This window comes from Phocaeicola vulgatus ATCC 8482 (genome assembly GCF_000012825.1).
Lineage (GTDB): Bacteria > Bacteroidota > Bacteroidia > Bacteroidales > Bacteroidaceae > Phocaeicola > Phocaeicola vulgatus.
The window spans coordinates 3,915,712-3,933,312 of the sequence record NC_009614.1; the positions used below are offsets into that span (position 1 = coordinate 3,915,712).

Consider the following 17,601-nt stretch of genomic DNA (forward strand, 5'->3'; position numbering starts at 1 on the left):
AATGGAAATGTTTCTGTCAGGTCATTTATTGCTCCGTATCTTAACGGTTTAAGATGCGGAGCAAAATTATTTTGTAAATGGGTTATAAGTCATCTTCCAAAGCTGTGCTTTTGGCATAAGCCGTACTCTTTGCTTCAAAAAAATCAGTCTTTACCATATTGGCATTGGAATATTGAGATACCCAGTGCATGCTTTCCGGCTCTTTATGGTTTTCTTCGTACAGAGGGCCAAAACCTAAACTACTCCAACGGAGATTGCCTAAATATTGAATATAATCTTCTATCATTTTCCGGTTGAGTCCCTGTATATTGTCTCCTATCACATATTGTCCCCATTCTATTTCCTGCTTGACCCCCTCACGCATCATGTATTCATATATTTTTACTTTATCGGGAGTGAATAAATCCGGTTCCTCTTTCTTTAATTCCAGAATAATGTTGCGGAATAACCACAGATGCGTGTTTTCATCTCGATTGATATATCGGATTTCTTGTGCGGAACCTGACATTTTTCCATTACGGCTCAAGTTATAGAAAAACATGAATCCGCTATAGAAATAGATTCCTTCCAATATATAGTTGGCGATAAGGGTTTTCATCAATGTGAATCCATCCTGACTTTCCTGAAATTCGTTATAGCAATTGCCTATAAAGGTATTTCTTTTCAGCAGGTGTCCGTCTGTCTTCCATTGGTAAAGGATCTCGTTACGCTTTTCGGGGCTACAGATAGAATCCAGCATGTAACTGTAGCTTTGGCTGTGTACACATTCCTGAAAGGCTTGGATATGGAGGCATAGATTAACTTCATTGGCTGTGATGTATTCGCTGATGGTGGGCAGATTATTGCTTTGTAAAGAATCAAGGAACACTAAAAAACTCAGGATTTTATCATAGGCGGTGCGTTCTGCCTGGTCCAGGTGAGGATAATCCTTGGTGTCTTGGGTGAGATTGATTTCTTCGGGAATCCAAAAATTATTCATGGCCTGACGATACCAGTCACTAACCCATTTGTAGCGCATATTATTGAAATCATTCAAATTGGTGGTGTTTCCTCCAATCATTCTTCTGTGACGGAGGTCGGTATCTCCCTCAGGATTGAAAAGGGCATTCTTTTTTAATTTTATTGTATTCATGATTTATTGTTGTTTTATATTCTGTCTTCTTGTTTTACTGCTAACTCAAGGCTGTATATTAAAAATAAATTTGTTATTCATTTCTTGTAGGGGCGCAAGCATGGTGCCCCTACAAGAAATGTCTTAGCATGACAATTCAGTACTGGAGTGTTTACGAAAAGATCAGGAAGCACAGCTTTCACATTCTTCTACTTCCAATGATTTGCTGCGGACATAATATACTGTTTTTACGCCACATTCCCATGCTAGCAAATACAGGTTTAATACTTGTCTCAGGGTAAATTCATTGGTAATGTATAGATTCAGACTTTGTGCCTGGTCTATATGTAACTGCCGGATCCCTGCGGCACGGATACTCCATGTCTGATCTGTCAGATAAGCACTTTTATATATCCAATAGGTCTTATCGGACAATGCCGGTGCAACACGTGGCAGCATGGCTCCTTTCTTTTCTTCCAAGAAGAAACGTTTCATTACCGGATCTGTTCCGGCAGTGGTTCCGGCAATGATACTGGTGCTGCTGGTGGGGGCAATGGCAAGAAGATAGGCATTTCTCATTCCTTGTGTGGAAACCTTTACAGCCAATGCTTTCCATTCTGGCGAATTGTAACCCCGTTTTATAAAATAAGCTCCGGTCTGCCAGTCGCTGCCTTCAAAATAATGATAGGCCCCTTTTTCTTTTGCCAGTTCGCTACTTGCTGCTATGGCAGCATAGTTGATACGTTCGAAAACTTTATCCATAAAACTGAGATGTTCCTCGCTTTCCCAACGAATGCCGCGAACAGCAAGAGCATGATGATAGCCGCTGACTCCCAAGCCGATACTGCGGTAGCGATGATTGGTAATCTGAGCGAAAGGAATCGGATAAAAGTTCAGTTCAATCACATTATCCAATGCCCGTACTACAGTTGCCACCTTTTCTTTCATTTGTTTTTCATCCTCCAAGGGCAAATGTCCTAATGAAAGGCTGGCAAGATTACATACCACAAAGTCTCCGGGCCGGATTGTTTTGACTACCACTGTATCACCATCTTCCGTACATATCTCTGTAGAGACTGTTTCAATGGAGGACATGTTTTGTGCTATTTCCGTGCAAAGATTGGAGCAATAAATGATTCCCCGGTGCGCATTGGGATTGGCACGGTTCACGGTGTCACGATTGAATGTAAAGGGAGTACCTGTTTCTACAGCCGAACGCAGTATCAGTCTGACGATATCTTTGATGCTCATGCTGCGCTTGGAGAGTCGGGAGTCATTTACGCAATCCATGTATCTTTGTTCCCATTCCTCTCCGTAGTAGTCTTCCAGACAGTATCCTTTGACGGTCATTATTTCATTGGGGCAGAATAAATGCCATTGCTGGTTTAAATCCCGTTTCGCCATACGCCAGAATAAGTCCGGATAGCATACGGCGGGGAAGATGTCGTGCGCTTTCATCCGGTCATCTCCATTATTGGTCCGGAGTTGCAGAAACTCAGGCAAGTCTTTGTGCCATACATCCAGATAGACGGCTACGGCTCCCTGACGCATACCTAACTGGTCAACGGCTACAGCAGTGTCATTCACCAGTTTCATCCATCGGATTACACCTCCGGCCACACCTTTGAATCCGCGTATGTTTCCACCTGCGGCACGAACTTTGCCAAAGTACATTCCCATTCCTCCTCCAAATTTGCTTACCATCGCAAAATTGTCTAAGCTGCGGTAAATGCCTTCCAGACTATCGGGCACTGTATCGATGAAGCAACTGGATAACTGGTGATAAGGTTTTCGGGCATTTGCCAGGGTAGGAGTGGCCATTGTGACTTCCAGACGACTTAATATATCATAGAACTTTTTTACCCATTGCAGTCTGTTCTGTTTTTCGGGCATAGCGAGATGAAGGGCAATCCCTAAATACATTTCCTGCACAGACTCTATAGGTTCGTGTGAACGGGTACGGATCAGATAACGTTTGGCAAGCAGATCCAGTCCTGAATAATTGAAAAGCTTGTCACGTTCGGGACACATGAAGCCGGCTGCCGTTTCTATCTCCTGTGGAGTATAGGAGGCCAAGATATAATTACCATACAAGCCCTCGTCGGTGAGGTAGCGTAATTTATCATAAAATGAAAAGATGCCGGCAGCTTCCGCCTGTTCGGTCAGTTTCTTTGTCAATCGGAAATTCAGCAGACGCGCTGCAATGAATTCCCAGTCGGGAGTTTCTTGTGTTGTCAGTTCTACAGCCGCTTTGACAAGTGCCGCCAACCGTTCCCCGGATGTCATATCCGGTTTACAGAAACTTGTGAATTTCTCTGCGAGAAAGGTTAGACTATATTCCTTCCCGGAGAAGTCTTTTTGTATCTCTTTCAGTATATTTGCTATAGTATCATCACCGGTTCCGGTAATGATTTGACTGAGGACTTTTCTTCTTTCTGTGCGCTGCCAACGGTAAAGTATATAGTTTTTGGCTTCTGCGTAAAAGCCATGTTCCATCAAGCTACGTTCCACTTCGTCCTGAATGCGTTCTACACTACGATTTGCTTCGTTTTGATGCAGAAATTGTTCCACTTCATCTACTATGGTGTAGACAGCTTCATCTGTTATTTCTTTTTGGGTACTGATAAAACTTTTCCGTATGGCAACGGCTATTTTTTCCCTGTCGTAGGATTCTGTTGTCCCATTCCTTTTAATTATTTGCATGAGATGCTGTTGGTATGAATTATTGTATATTTTCGTACCGCTTCCCTAACCCCACGAGTAGAAACGGCCTTTGATGAATGGCAGGTCTTCTGACTGGCTCCTCATTTCCGATGCCTTCCCGCGTTCTCGTTATGTGGAGTCAGGCAGTGGCAATAGGTACGTATCGGAAATTTTATCGGAGTTTCACAGCAGCGGGACTGTCCGGGATTTACACCCGATTCCCTTTTAATCCGGATAGAGGACATCTATTCGGAACCGATTCGGGAACAAAGATAATGGAAATTGGAATTATTACAGCATTGAGTTAGTTTAAAAATCAGAAATGATTTATAAAAGTTGGATGGTATTAAACATTTTGGACAAGTTCTACTACCATGCTTCCAAGCAGCACAGCTACTATTGTTATGAGTAACCAATTGATATACTTGCTTTTCGATCTCGTCTTTTCTTTTTCTGAATGACACTGATTTTTACCATATAACCGAATGATTCCCCAATGCGATTGGCACTGCGTATCACTCGTGAAGTATGTACACCACATCCCATCATGTGAGCGGAATATTCAGAAATAAATCCACTGACATCTATCAAAGTTTCGGCTGTCTTATCCATTTAAATGAAGTTATGTTTTTCTTTTTTTAGAATCCATAGACACGACATGGCTTTCCAGTGGAAGGCATTTCCTTGTCAATTTCAATCTTTAATTTTTTTATATTCAATATTTCTTCTCCTTCAAGCATCAGGCACATAATAAGAAAACAACCGTTTTTCTCACATTCCATATCGAATAACCGGTGTTGTGAAAACATGCCTAACCCATGTGAGTCAATAAGAATAAACTTTGGATGGTTATAAAGTAATGCAGCCAGAGAGTCCCAATTAAGCTTCATGTCAAACATAAAGAAGTCTTTGGTTGCATAGTCGTTGGTTGCCATATTGCCGGTATATAAAACCAATGCTTTACCTTCTATGTCCAAGTTATTAAAGTATTCGTCGGCTGGTAGTCCGTTCCGACAATCTACCACGACGGCATCTGTTACATATTCTTTATAGCGGGGAGCTTCCATATAGCAATCCATGTGGGTGCCGATGTGTCCGAGACGTTCCGTTTCTTTGGCATCAAGTTCGAACTGTGCCAAATCTTCATCACTTAACTGTAAATGTAGTTCTTTGGTAATCGTTTCTTGTTGGTACATATTTAAAGAATTTTAAAGTTTAACCTAATGAGAGTATCAATAATTGAGCCGTAAGTACGCGTAGGAACATAGCAAGCGGATATACGGTGGCATATCCCACGGCCGGAGCGTCACATGAAGTCAGATCATTGGAATAGGCGAGGGCAGGCGGATTAGTATTTGCTCCTGATAATACACCAATAAGGGTATAATAGTTTAATTTACAGGCATAACGCCCAATGAGCCCCGTTATGATTAATGGTACGGTCGTAATAATAGCTCCATACATAATCCAAATATATCCACCTTCATTTACAATTGTCTCTATAAAATCTTTCCCGGCTCCCAACCCTACACAAGCTAGGAATAAGGAAATCCCGATTTCTCTTATCATCAAGTTAGCACTCATCGTGGTGTATGTAATCATTTTATATTGAGGACCGAAACGACTGATAAGAATGGATACAATAAGCGGTCCACCTGCTAGACCAAGTTTTACTGGTTGTGGAATACCTGGAAACATAAATGGAATACTTCCCAAGATACATCCTAATGCGATGCCGAAAAAAATGGGGATAAGATTGGGATGATTCAGTCTCTTCATGGAGTTTCCCAAAACCTTTTCGGCATGAGTGACAGCAAGTTCACTACCAACTATAGTTACACGGTCGCCCATTTGCAACTGTAAATGTGGGGAGGCTACCAAGTCTACTCCTGAACGGTTGATACGGGTGATGCTCGCACCGAAGTTATTTCGTATCTTAAGTTGTGAGAGCATTTTTCCATTTAACTCAGGCTTTGTTATCAAAATGCGGCGTGAGATAAGTTTCTTGTTTAACTGTTCCCATTCCATTTCTACCTGTTTGCCAAAAAATACTGTAATCGCTTCAATGTCAATAGGGTTCGAGATAACCAGAATCTTGTCATCAATATGTAATATCGTTTCTGAATTTACTAGTTCCACTTCCTGCTGTCCGTCATGATGGCGTATGCGCGAAATGACGAAGTTGCGGTTTACCAAAGGACGTATTTCCTTAATGGTCTTCCCATGTATTGCTTCATTTTTTATCTCTAATGTAACGGGGCGTACGGTCAGTTCCTGTAAATGTCCCAATCCTTTTTCGGCATCGGCTTCTTCTTGTGATGTTTTGATATTAAGAATGTATTTCAGTGCAAGCAATGAGAGAATGGCACCAACCACCCCCAAGGGATAGGCAACAGCATATCCCATCGCAATCTCCGGTGCATCTATGCCATTTAAATCACTATTTGCCTGTTGGGCGGCACCAAGGCCGGGAGTATTGGTAACAGCACCAGAGAGAATGCCGACCATGGTGGTTATGGGAGTTCCGGTAGTAAAATGTAAAATGATAGTAATGACTACACTGATAAAAATAGCCCCCATAGCCAACATGTTCAGCGTAAATCCTCCTTTCTTAAAGGCTGAGAAGAAACCGGGACCCACCTGCAAACCAATGGAATAGACGAACAAAATAAGACCGAATTCTTTTAGAAAATGTAGCAGGTGTTCATTCAGATTCAGATTGAAATGGCCGAATACGATACCGACAAAAAGAATCCATGTGACACCAAGTGAGATGCCGGATATTTTTATTTTACCCAGCATAATTCCAAAGGCGATAACTAGTGACAGAATGAGTACGGAGTGTGCTACACCTCCGCCCCAAAGATTGGGATATCCTTCAAAGAGGTTTTTAAGAAGTTCCATAGTATTAAGAAATATATTTATTTTTAACTAAGTCATCATTTTATATTTAAAATTTCCCATCATGTGGGTTGGTAAAAGTATCCCCGGAAAAATCACTTCTGCGGGGATACACACACATTGAACAATTACAACGGCATATTGCCGTGCTTTTTAGGCGGATTGCTTTGGTTTTTGTTGTGACACATTTCCAAAGCCTGAATGAGTTTATAGCGGGTGTCACGGGGCATAATCACTTCATCAATCAAGCCGCGTTCTGCCGCACAATAAGGGTTAGAGAATTTATCTTCGTAATCTTTGATTATTTCTTGTTTTTCTTCAGGAGTGGATTTCCGATAGAGGATATTTACAGCTCCCGCAGCTCCCATAACGGCTATTTCCGCCTGTGGATAAGCCAGGTTCACATCGGCTCCCGTCGGTTTGCTGGACATGACAATGTAGGCACCTCCGTAAGCTTTACGGGTAATTAAAGTTACCTTGGGCACTGTAGCTTCGGCGTATGCATAAACTATCTTCGCACCGTGGCGGATGATGCCGTTGTGTTCCTGTATTGTTCCGGGCAGGAAGCCGGGAACATCCTCGAAAGTGATCAGAGGAATGTTAAAGCAGTCGCAGAAACGGATAAAACGGGCAGCCTTGTCACTGGCGTCAATGTCAAGGACGCCGGCCAGCCAGGCGGGCTGATTGGCAACAATACCTACGGAACGACCTCCCAGGCGACCGAACCCCACCACCACATTTTTAGCAAAGTGAGGCATCACCTCGAAGAAATACTGGTTATCCAGCACCGGTTCGATGATATCCTTTATATCATAAGGCATATTCGGATCTTCGGGAATGACAGTCTGCAACGCCTCCACCTGACGATGGATGTCATCGTTGCAGGGAACCAACGGCGCATCCTCCATATTGTTGGAAGGCAGGAAACTCAGCAATTCGCGGATACTCATCAGCGTTTCCTCCTCATTGTCGCACATAAAATGGGTCACACCGCTTTTGCTGCTGTGGGTATAGGCACCGCCCAGTTCCTCCTTGCCCACCTCCTCGTTAGTCACAGTCTTCACCACATCCGGGCCGGTGATGAACATGTGGCTCTTCTCTTTTACCATAAAGATAAAATCGGTTAGTGCTGGTGAGTAGCAGGCTCCTCCGGCACAAGGACCCAAGATGGCGGAAATCTGCGGGATAACACCTGAGGCGATAGTGTTCTGATAGAAAATAGAGGCATATCCGGCAAGGCTGTTCACCCCTTCTTGGATGCGTGCGCCTCCCGAGTCGTTCAGGGCGATAACGGGAGCTCCCGTCTTCAAAGCCAGTTGCTGAACCTTTACAATCTTGGCAGCATTGGTCTCGCTCAGCGAGCCGCCATGTGCGGTAAAATCATATGCATAGACAAACACTGGACGGCCGTCTATCTTTCCGTAACCGGTGACCATACCATCTCCGGCAATCTGCTTCTTCTCCATGCCGAAGTTGGTACAACGGTGGTTCACCAGCTTGTCCAGTTCATTGAACGTACCTTTGTCCAGCAACATTCCGATACGCTCGCGAGCGGTCATCTTCCCTTGGGCGTGTTGTTTCTCGATCTTGTCCACACCGCCGCCCAGCGACGCGCGTTTGTCCAGCTCTTCAAACCGGCTGTATATTTCTTCTCTTGTCATGATCAATCTTCTTTTATTATATCCAATACTATTAATACCTGGTTAGCATTGACGGAATCCCCTTCATTGACCAGGATATCCCTTACCGTGCAGTCCGAGGTCACTTTGTAGTTGCTCTGCATCTTCATGGCCTCCAGCACTACCACAATATCCCCGGATGACAGACGGTCTCCTTTCCGGACGGGAATTTTTATAACCTTTCCGGGCATGGGAGCTACAATCTTGTCATCCTGTCTCTCCTCGCCGCCCTTTTTCATACGCAGATACTTGGTCTGGGTGTCCACTATGTCCACATGATAGGAACGGTAGAACATATTCACATCATAACTCTTTCCACCCTCCCCACGGATCAGTTCGGCATTGAAGGAATTGCCATCGTGCAGGATGGAACAGCTTCCGTTCTCGGCCATAACGATATCCACATCATACGGTTTTCCGTCAATCATAAACTGTACCTTGTTTCCTTCCTTGCTCACCAACGTCACATCGGCTACGCGGTCTCCAATATGTATTTCCATACTTTTGCTTAATTAAATGAAGAATCAGATTCTCAATACTCCTTTCTGCAAGCCGAACTCACGCCAGCGGCTGATGGGACGGGCATCAGACAGCTGGGGACTCTTGTTCTCTTCCAGATTCATCAGATAGTCAATATAAGAGGCGATCATGGTGATATTCTCAATCTCCTCATTATTACCGTTGCCACGGAGCAGCATACGCGAGTTCTTCTCTATGAACAAGGTATTATACTCACCCTTTACAAAGTCGGGGGTATGCATGATGCGTTTCAGATAACTGAGGTTGGTCTTCAGGCCCGTAATCTTGTACTCGTAAAGTACCCGGCGCATACGTTCTATGGCATATTGGCGGGTCGTAGCCCATACAATCAGCTTGCCTATCATCGGGTCGTAATAGATGGGAATCTCGTAACCTTCGTAAACGTAGCTGTCAATGCGTACGCCGATGCCGTTAGGCTCCGTCAGCTGTTTGATGATACCCGGCGAAGGCATGAAGTTGTTCTCCGTGTCTTCCGCACAGATACGACATTCGATGGCATGACCGCGCTGGAAAAGTTCTTCTTGCTTCAGGTGCAGCACCTCGTTATTGGCTATACGGATTTGTTCTTTTACCAGATCCACGCCCACCACTTCTTCGGTGATGGGATGCTCCACCTGCAAACGGGTGTTCATCTCCAGAAAATAGAAATCGCGGTTCTTGTCCACCAGAAACTCGATAGTTCCGGCTCCCGAATAGTTCACCGCCCTGGCGGCAGCCACTGCCTTTTCCCCCATCTCCTGGCGGAGTTCCGGAGTAAGGAACGGAGACGGGCTCTCCTCTACAATCTTCTGGTTGCGACGCTGGACAGAACACTCGCGGTCAAACAGATGGATTACATTGCCATGATTGTCACCCAGAATTTGAAATTCTATATGATGGGGTTCCTCCACAAATTTTTCCAGATAAACCGTATCATCCCCGAAAGAAGACATGGACTCGGAACGGGCGGTGTTATATGCCTCCACCACTTCGTCTTCACTGTGTATCAGCCTCATCCCTTTACCGCCGCCTCCCATAGAAGCCTTCAGCATGACAGGATAGCCTATTTCATTACAGATACGTACCGCCTCTTCGGCACTTTGCAACGGCTGTTCCGTACCGGGGACCACGGGAACGCCTGCGGCAATCATACGCTTACGGGCGGCAATCTTGTCACCCATCGCTTCCATCGTCTCGGCGGAAGGGCCGATAAAGATGATCCCCTCCTCTTTGCACCGGCGGGCAAAATCAGCATTCTCGGACAAAAAACCATAACCGGGATGAATGGCATCGGCTTTGCATCGTTTGGCAGTCTCTATTACTTTTTCTATATTTAAATAGCTTTCCCTGGCTATAGCAGGACCTATAAGATAGGCCTCGTCAGCATACATCACATGATGAGAAGTGCGGTCGGCTTCTGAAAAGACAGCAACGGTCCGTATGCCCTTTTCTCGGCAGGAACGCATTACACGTAAGGCTATTTCACCTCTGTTTGCAATCAATACTTTCTTTATCATTTTTCTTCTTATTATAACGGGGGTTAATTTCGCAGGCATAGAAACTGTCCTTGACGGCTTTCAGGCAGTCATGGCACAGGCAATCGGAATAATTCTCCATTAAATAGGTGCGTTGCAGAGCATCCAGTCGGACAGTTGCGCAATGACACGATAAAATATCATTGTGCATACAATCAAATGTTGCACCACAACGTGGACATACCTTTTTCATAGGCATTCCTCCCGTAAATTTTTTATTTTCTTATTTTCTTTCGTACTGCTTTCCTAATCCCACGAGTAAAAACAGCCTTTAATGAATGGCAGGTCTTCTGACTGACTCCTTATCTTGAAGCCTTCCCGATGTGAGGATTGTCACATCAGTGGCAAAGGTATTTTTCAAGATTCCAGCAGAGTTTCACAGCAGCGGGACTGTCCGGGATTTGCACCCGATTCCCTTTTAATCCGAATAGCAGATAGACTATCCGAAACCAATTCGGGGCAAAGATAATGGATTTTATAATTAAACGAAGCGGAAAAGATGAAAAAAGTGTTGCTTGAAGTTTTTTTTCTTTTTCCAGTTGTTTTATTGATTTAATTCCTAACTTTGTCAGTAATATCGGTTTCCGGATTAGCCGTTGGCGCGAAACGGAATTAAAAGGGAATCCTGTGCAAATCAGGAACTATCCCCGTAGCTGTAAGTTTTATCCTCCCATAGTGTGGGGAAGTGTTGTGACATTCTTAGCCACTGGTTATTGTGAAAACCGGGAAGGCGCTACAACGGAAACAAGTCAGAAGACCTGCCGTTATTGTTTATATCATTCATGGCTTTCGGGTGAAAGGCGATAGAACGAATCATACTGATCCTTTTTATTACTGGTTTCCATGAATTGTCGTGTGTGAAAGACTTATATTGAATAATGTGTGTTTTGTATAACCTTAATTTATAAGTATGATTAATTCAGAGGTATTTATTATTAAGAGAGATGGTAAAAAAGAAACTTTCTCTCTTGATAAAATTAAAAATGCAATAGCCAAAGCATTTTTGTCAGTAGGAAGTTTTGCTACCCAGGATGTGATTACTACTGTATTGAGTCGCGTTAGTGTCAGTGATGGAATGAATGTGGAAGAAATCCAGAATCAGGTGGAGGTGGCCCTGATGGCTGAACATTATTACAGTGTTGCCAAGGCGTATATGCTGTATCGTCAGAAACATTTGGAGGATCGTGAGGTGAGAGATAAACTGAAGTTTTTGCTTGACTATTGTGACGCTTCCAATCCGGCAACCGGCAGTAAATATGATGCGAATGCCAATGTGGAGAATAAGAATATTGCTACGCTGATAGGAGAGTTACCCAAATCAAATTTTATTCGTCTCAACCGTCGTCTGTTGACTGACCGTTTGAAAGACATGTATGGAAAGGAATTGTCCGATCGTTATTTGGAACTTCTGAATCATCATTTTATTTATAAAAATGATGAAACTAATCTGGCTAATTATTGTGCCAGCATTACTATGTATCCTTGGTTGAATAATGGTACGATAGCAGTGGGAGGGAACTCTACGGCTCCTACTAACTTGAAATCTTTTTGTGGTGGATTTGTCAATATGGTTTTTATTGTATCCAGTATGTTAAGTGGTGCCTGTGCTACTCCAGAGTTTTTGATGTATATGAATTATTTCATTGGTTTGGAATATGGGCAGGAATATTATAAGTATCCCGATAAGATTGTTGATTTATCTACCAAACAAAGAACAATAGACAAAATCATTACAGACTGTTTCGAGCAAATAGTATATTCTATTAACCAGCCTACAGGGGCGCGTAATTTTCAAGCCGTCTTTTGGAATGTAGCTTACTATGACAAATATTATTTTGAAAGTCTTTTTGGTAACTTCTTTTTTCCCGATGGAAGCCAACCTGACTGGAATTCACTAAGTTGGTTGCAGAAACGTTTCATGAAATGGTTTAATAAAGAGCGTACACGTACTGTTTTAACATTTCCTGTAGAAACAATGGCGCTTTTGACTAAAGATGGTGATGTATTAGATAAGGAATATGGTGACTTTACGGCTGAAATGTATTCCGAAGGTCATTCTTTCTTTACTTATATGAGTGATAATGCAGATTCTTTAAGTAGTTGCTGCCGTCTTCGCAATGAGATACAGGACAATGGTTTCAGCTATACTTTGGGAGCAGGTGGGGTTTCTACAGGCTCAAAAAGTGTGCTGACTATTAATTTGAACCGTTGCATCCAGCATGCGGTGAAATCCGGTATACTTTATCCGTTTTTTTTGGAAGAAGTGGTTGATTTGGTACACAAAGTCCAGTTGGCTTATAATGAGAATCTGAAATTGTTGCAGTCGAAAGGTATGCTGCCTTTGTTTGATGCTGGTTACATCAATATGAACCGTCAGTATCTAACTATCGGTGTTAATGGTTTGGTGGAAGCAGCGCAATTTATGGGTATTGAAATCAATGATAACCCTAAGTATGAAGCATTTGTTCAGGAGATTTTAGGAATGATTGAACGATATAATAGGAAGTACCGTACAAAGGATGTTTTGTTTAATTGCGAAATGATTCCTGCTGAGAATGTAGGAGTGAAGCACGCTAAATGGGATAAAGAAGCAGGCTTCCAAACATTCCGAGAATGTTATAACAGTTATTTCTATATTGTAGAAGACAAATCGTTGAATGTTGTCGATAAATTCCGTCTGCATGGACGCCGCTATATAAAGCATTTAACGGGAGGCTCGGCCTTGCACATGAATTTGGAAGAACATCTTAGTAAGGAGCAGTACAGACAACTACTTCGGGTAGCTGCTATAGAAGGCTGTAATTACTTTACATTTAATATACCGAATACCATTTGCAATGAATGTAAGCATATTGATAAGAGATACTTGCATGAATGTCCTGAATGTCATAGTCGGAATGTGGATTATCTGACACGTGTTATCGGGTACATGAAGCGGATCAGTAATTTTTCTCAGGCAAGGCAGAAGGAGGCTGCACAAAGATATTATGCTCCGTTACGTTGATTATGACATCGTATTTCAAGAAATTCCGGATGAAGTCACTCTGGCGATCAATCTCTCTAACTGTCCCAATAGGTGCAAGGGCTGTCATAGCCCTCATTTGTTGGAAAATGTAGGAGAATCTTTAACGGAAGAAAGTCTTGGGCATCTTTTACAGAAGTATGGAAAGGCGGTGACTTGCGTCTGTTTTATGGGAGGCGATGCCGAACCCTTTGAAGTGGAAAGGTTGGCAGGATTTCTTCACCGACAGTCTATCGCTTTGGTAAAGGTGGGTTGGTATTCGGGGAAGAATGAATTGCCGGAAGGTCTTTCCGTTCAGAACTTTGAATATATAAAGTTGGGACCGTATATTGAAAAATTGGGTGGCTTGAAATCTCCTGATACCAATCAGCATTTCTATCGGATATACGGGGATGAGATGAAAGATATTACCTATCGGTTTTGGCGTATCTGAAAAAGGCGGAAATAAATTCCGCCTTTTTCAGATAAATATATTAAGTTGGTTATGCTTCCGGTTGATAGTCTTCACCATTCTCCCATGCACTGTCATCATTCCAGTTTTCATATAAATGGTTTACCCAAATTTGGCGAATCTCAGGATAACTGCCAAGGGCTTTCATATTACATCCGTCTTTAATACCATGATCGGCTCCGGCTTGATCTGTCGGGTGGCTTTCGAATGTTCTGTCCACTTTGAATCCTAATTTCTCCAAACGTTCACGCCAGCTATATTCATTTGTATTGATTTCCACATTGCTTACATCGTCATCTTCGGCCATAGCTTCCAATCCCCAAAGGTCGTTGTGGGCATGGTCACCGGCAATTGACATGAAAGGTGCAAGATAAACATTTACTTCTGATGGGTTCAGACCGTTCTTTTCGCAATAGCTCATCACCTTAGAGTACATACAGTCGGGATATTGGGTTTTGTCAAATCCTTCTACAGGAATTCTATTAGCCGGTTCTTCCTCTATTTCTTTCGGGAAGAAAAGCATGTCACCATAATCCACAGTACCTACAAAGATATTGTTGTTGGCAGCAAGTTCCTGCAATGCTTTTTCCATGTCAGAGTACTTTTTGTTAGCATTGTAATTCTCATCCGGATTACCGTGTCCCATTAGAAGCACGATGTTGTTCTTGCCTGCTAATTTAGACTCATAGTGTTTGTAAAGTATCTCTGCTACATCTTTAGTATCTTCTGCACTGGAAAGAAGGTTGGTACCTTTCAATACATCAATATGCGGATACCATTGAATCATAAAGTATTTTTTTACATCAGTATTCATTAATGAAAGATATTCTTCGCCTGGAATTACATGCAATGATTGTACAGCCACACGTTTGTATCCTGCATCGCCTATTGCTTTCAACCATTGGTCCAATTCATAACGTGCTATGCCGGTAGATGCTTCTACACGTCCGATACATGTACGTGAAGTAAATGACATATAAATATCCGTATTGGGGAATTTAGCTTTAAAATCCTCAATCACATCATCATAAACAGAAAGGGACTCATTATAGGTACTGCCAAAAGTACAGAGCAAAATGGCTGTGTCGTGTTGCTTGGTTCTGGTTACTACATCCACAGCAGGATTAACAGTACTTTCTTCATCATCATTGTCACTACAGGAACTGAATCCTGTGCAAGTTGCGGCAGCAACAAAAGCCGCCATCAGATAATACTTGAATTGTTTCATACTAATAAAAATTAATTTATAAATTGTTGGTTATTAATTGTTTTTGAATTTAATGAGGGCGGAGACATAAAAAGTTCTTCCGGGAGTTGATGTGGCACGATTCCGTCCGAAAGGAGTACGGTCTACATAGTCAAATACATTATCTACCCCGGCATTCATCGTTAATGACCACCGTTTCATTTTTAATAATGAGTGGGCTGTGTTGATACGCCAAGTTTGGAATCCGTCGGCATTATTATCATTTATATAACGGCGTGTAGACTGATATCTGCCATAGATGCCGATACCCAAACGATACAGTTTCCATGAATGTTGCCATAAGATATTTAAATTTGCATTATGGCTGGAAGTAGCATCAATAGGAAGATATTTCATATAATCTATACCTTTGTTAGGATATTGCGCTTTTGGATCAGCATAACTATATCCGCCGGCAAGGCTGAGAGATTTTGCAGGACGATAGTTGAAGGTGAAATCCATACCATAAATACGTGCCTTTGTCAGATTCTTATATTGTTTGCTCTTTTCTACTTCAAGAAACTTTTCATCGGGAGTTACGGAAATTTCAACCAGCTCAATCATGTTGTGAAGATAATTCATGTATCCGGTTAAACTGGCTTGGAATTTTTGCCCTACGTACTCGATACCGATTGAAGCATATTGTGAGGTTTGTGCTTTTAGATCTGTGTTGCCATGATATGCAGTCAAAGCACCGCCTCCGATAACGCCGGTATAATTATAATAAAGTTCTTTAATAGTGGGTGCTTTGTAGCCTAAAGCATAAGACGCACGCAAATTAATATGTTCTCCGGGTTTATAAAGTCCTGATATTTTCGGACTGAAATTCAATCCTGTTTCCTTGTGTTGTGTTCCTCGTACCCCGGCAGTCAGAACCAGATTTTCTCTGGCTGTCCATTCCTCCTGTATATAAGCTGCCAACGTATAAACGGAAGCGCGGTCACCGTCAATGTGATGAGGTGATTCCAAATGATTGTACTGATATTCGATTCCTGCATTTAAAATATGGTCCTCTCCAAGATAAAATACACTTTTTACCTGGCCTAATATTTGTTTCTGAATACTTTGTTTGATACGTTGACCGGCAAAGTAGGTGATACGTTCATGGCGGTCATTGTCTAGAAAATAATCAGTATGCTCGTTTAGCTTATAGTCATAGAAGTAACCGTATCTGCCATAAGATAGGTCTGCTGTCAGATAATTCCGTTTTCCTAATTTATATTTACTTCCTACTGCAAATGTATAGTTGCGATAATAAAAATCGTTGGCTTGATATTTCCAAGGACCGTGTGTACGCATTACCCAACGCTCATAATAAGTGCCTTCTGCAGTGAGGTCTAGTTTGCGATTGACTTGCCATTCAATGTTCTCGGACAGGGTATAGTTTGAAGAACGGTTTACGGTCAACATAGTAGAGCCGGATTTCAATTGATTCTGATCCCACTGTAGGTCTGTATTCCGCCAGCCATCGGTATGCCGGAAGTTGATTCCGGTTACAGATTTTATCTTTCTATAGTTAAAGCCGAAACTGGTACTTTGACGTATATCGCCATATTCACCTATGCGGGATGTGTTGGTGAGCTCCATTTTTTCACGGTTACGTTTGGTTATGATATTGATAACTCCGGCTATTGCGTCACTGCCATAAAGTGAAGAAGCGGCCCCTTTTACAATCTCTATGCGTTCTATATTAGCTGGATTTAATTGATTCAAGTCGTTTTGCCCTCCTACATCGCCATTCATTCTTTTTCCATTTATCATGATCAGGATATAGTCATTGTTCAATCCGTTTAGTTGGATATGGCTCCCCATATCACCATCATGAAAGGTCAATGAAGGACTAAGACCACTGAGCAAATCGTCTATACTGCGTGCCTGATATTGTTCCAAAGCTTTGCTGGTTATGACTTCAGTCTGTACGGGAGCATCTTTCAGATAATGTTCAGTACCTGTACCCGTGATGACCACTTCATTCAGTAATACGGACAATTCTTTATCGTCTTTATCTTTGAGAATACTTTGGGCACTTGCAATTTGTGTACCTAATAGTAGAATAGCAGGAAGTAAATACCTCATATTATGTTTTATTTAATTTGCAAAATAAAACATCAAGTTTCCCTCTGATAAAGAGGAATGCCACAAAGGAATAGACGTTGGAAAACGCTTGTTCGAATGGACACATACTTCTAATCCTGGAAGCTTGGTGTTTATTGTTCAACAGACTTAGCAGGTATTCTGGCTTTCCTCTGATTGGAAACCTTCCCATTTCTTCAAATGAAACAGTGGTTTTAGACTATCCAATCAACATCATGAGGATTTACAGCTGCAGGTACAGCCCCGGATTTACACCGGGTTCCCTTGCATCGGGCTATGTGATAGCCCGATTACTAATTCCGTTGCAAAGATAGAGGTTTATTTTATATTATCTTCGATA

General features: G+C 42.4%; 13 protein-coding genes and 4 riboswitches. Of the genes, 2 read left to right on the forward strand and 11 right to left on the reverse strand.

What is annotated here, in order from left to right; genetic code table 11:
• Positions 1–82 precede the first annotated feature (82 nt).
• The 9 genes from BVU_RS15615 to BVU_RS15655 form a co-directional block, all read right to left on the reverse strand.
• On the reverse strand, positions 83–1,132 hold the full coding sequence (locus tag BVU_RS15615; RefSeq protein WP_005846512.1) for a ribonucleotide-diphosphate reductase subunit beta: 1,050 nt from the start codon (positions 1,130–1,132) through the stop codon (positions 83–85).
• Between the two features lie 162 nt (positions 1,133–1,294).
• Entirely contained in the window at positions 1,295–3,814 is a 2,520-nt protein-coding gene (locus tag BVU_RS15620; RefSeq protein ID WP_005846509.1) for a ribonucleoside-diphosphate reductase subunit alpha, read from the reverse strand.
• 61 nt (positions 3,815–3,875) lie between these two features.
• A riboswitch (cobalamin riboswitch) is annotated at positions 3,876–4,089 on the reverse strand.
• Between the two features lie 127 nt (positions 4,090–4,216).
• The gene (locus tag BVU_RS21780) at positions 4,217–4,426 is read right to left on the reverse strand and encodes a hypothetical protein (protein WP_005846507.1); all 210 of its coding nucleotides are present in this window, start codon (positions 4,424–4,426) and stop codon (positions 4,217–4,219) included.
• A gap of 26 nt (positions 4,427–4,452) precedes the next feature.
• Positions 4,453–5,010, reverse strand: a complete 558-nt coding sequence (locus tag BVU_RS15630) for a hypothetical protein (protein ID WP_005846505.1) — start codon at positions 5,008–5,010, stop codon at positions 4,453–4,455.
• A gap of 19 nt (positions 5,011–5,029) precedes the next feature.
• Positions 5,030–6,718, reverse strand: a complete 1,689-nt coding sequence (locus tag BVU_RS15635; RefSeq protein WP_005846503.1) for a putative transporter — start codon at positions 6,716–6,718, stop codon at positions 5,030–5,032.
• A 125-nt stretch (positions 6,719–6,843) separates the two neighbouring features.
• Positions 6,844–8,376 (reverse strand): acyl-CoA carboxylase subunit beta, encoded by a 1,533-nt coding sequence (locus tag BVU_RS15640; RefSeq protein ID WP_005846500.1) that lies wholly within the window; start codon positions 8,374–8,376, stop codon positions 6,844–6,846.
• Between the two features lie 2 nt (positions 8,377–8,378).
• Positions 8,379–8,894, reverse strand: a complete 516-nt coding sequence (locus BVU_RS15645) for an acetyl-CoA carboxylase biotin carboxyl carrier protein subunit (protein WP_005846497.1) — start codon at positions 8,892–8,894, stop codon at positions 8,379–8,381.
• A gap of 24 nt (positions 8,895–8,918) precedes the next feature.
• Positions 8,919–10,430, reverse strand: a complete 1,512-nt coding sequence (gene accC, locus BVU_RS15650; RefSeq protein ID WP_005846494.1) for an acetyl-CoA carboxylase biotin carboxylase subunit — start codon at positions 10,428–10,430, stop codon at positions 8,919–8,921.
• On the reverse strand, positions 10,396–10,647 hold the full coding sequence (locus tag BVU_RS15655) for a cysteine-rich CWC family protein (RefSeq protein ID WP_005846492.1): 252 nt from the start codon (positions 10,645–10,647) through the stop codon (positions 10,396–10,398). Before BVU_RS15655 ends, accC begins: the two co-directional genes overlap by 35 nt.
• Positions 10,648–10,710: 63 nt before the next feature.
• Positions 10,711–10,917: riboswitch (cobalamin riboswitch) on the reverse strand.
• Between the two features lie 92 nt (positions 10,918–11,009).
• Positions 11,010–11,229: riboswitch (cobalamin riboswitch) on the forward strand.
• A gap of 129 nt (positions 11,230–11,358) precedes the next feature.
• On the opposite strand from BVU_RS15655, the gene nrdD reads away from it, so the two are divergent.
• Together nrdD and nrdG are read left to right on the forward strand one after the other, a co-directional pair.
• Positions 11,359–13,452 (forward strand): anaerobic ribonucleoside-triphosphate reductase, encoded by a 2,094-nt coding sequence (gene nrdD / locus BVU_RS15660; protein WP_005846490.1) that lies wholly within the window; start codon positions 11,359–11,361, stop codon positions 13,450–13,452.
• Complete coding sequence (gene nrdG, locus BVU_RS15665) at positions 13,436–13,903, forward strand: anaerobic ribonucleoside-triphosphate reductase activating protein (RefSeq protein ID WP_005846488.1); 468 nt, start codon at positions 13,436–13,438, stop codon at positions 13,901–13,903. The genes nrdD and nrdG overlap by 17 nt, the downstream gene beginning before the upstream one ends.
• 49 nt (positions 13,904–13,952) lie before the next feature.
• Here the strand turns inward: nrdG and BVU_RS15670 are convergent, their stop codons facing one another.
• Positions 13,953–15,149 carry a sirohydrochlorin cobaltochelatase gene (locus BVU_RS15670; protein WP_005846486.1) on the reverse strand — a complete coding sequence of 399 codons (1,197 nt, stop codon included), beginning with the start codon at positions 15,147–15,149 and terminating at the stop codon, positions 13,953–13,955.
• 33 nt (positions 15,150–15,182) lie between these two features.
• Complete coding sequence (locus BVU_RS15675; protein WP_005846484.1) at positions 15,183–17,243, reverse strand: TonB-dependent receptor plug domain-containing protein; 2,061 nt, start codon at positions 17,241–17,243, stop codon at positions 15,183–15,185.
• Between the two features lie 131 nt (positions 17,244–17,374).
• Positions 17,375–17,574: riboswitch (cobalamin riboswitch) on the reverse strand.
• Between the last annotated feature and the right edge of the window lie 27 nt (positions 17,575–17,601).

Coding starts and splice junctions, on each gene's coding strand:
- BVU_RS15615 (WP_005846512.1), bottom strand. CDS start 1,132: ATGAATACAATAAAATTAAAAAAGAATGCCCTTTTCAATCCTGAGGGA.
- BVU_RS15620 (WP_005846509.1), bottom strand. CDS start 3,814: ATGCAAATAATTAAAAGGAATGGGACAACAGAATCCTACGACAGGGAA.
- BVU_RS21780 (WP_005846507.1), bottom strand. CDS start 4,426: ATGGATAAGACAGCCGAAACTTTGATAGATGTCAGTGGATTTATTTCT.
- BVU_RS15630 (WP_005846505.1), bottom strand. CDS start 5,010: ATGTACCAACAAGAAACGATTACCAAAGAACTACATTTACAGTTAAGT.
- BVU_RS15635 (WP_005846503.1), bottom strand. CDS start 6,718: ATGGAACTTCTTAAAAACCTCTTTGAAGGATATCCCAATCTTTGGGGC.
- BVU_RS15640 (WP_005846500.1), bottom strand. CDS start 8,376: ATGACAAGAGAAGAAATATACAGCCGGTTTGAAGAGCTGGACAAACGC.
- BVU_RS15645 (WP_005846497.1), bottom strand. CDS start 8,894: ATGGAAATACATATTGGAGACCGCGTAGCCGATGTGACGTTGGTGAGC.
- accC (WP_005846494.1), bottom strand. CDS start 10,430: ATGATAAAGAAAGTATTGATTGCAAACAGAGGTGAAATAGCCTTACGT.
- BVU_RS15655 (WP_005846492.1), bottom strand. CDS start 10,647: ATGCCTATGAAAAAGGTATGTCCACGTTGTGGTGCAACATTTGATTGT.
- nrdD (WP_005846490.1), top strand. CDS start 11,359: ATGATTAATTCAGAGGTATTTATTATTAAGAGAGATGGTAAAAAAGAA.
- nrdG (WP_005846488.1), top strand. CDS start 13,436: ATGCTCCGTTACGTTGATTATGACATCGTATTTCAAGAAATTCCGGAT.
- BVU_RS15670 (WP_005846486.1), bottom strand. CDS start 15,149: ATGAAACAATTCAAGTATTATCTGATGGCGGCTTTTGTTGCTGCCGCA.
- BVU_RS15675 (WP_005846484.1), bottom strand. CDS start 17,243: ATGAGGTATTTACTTCCTGCTATTCTACTATTAGGTACACAAATTGCA.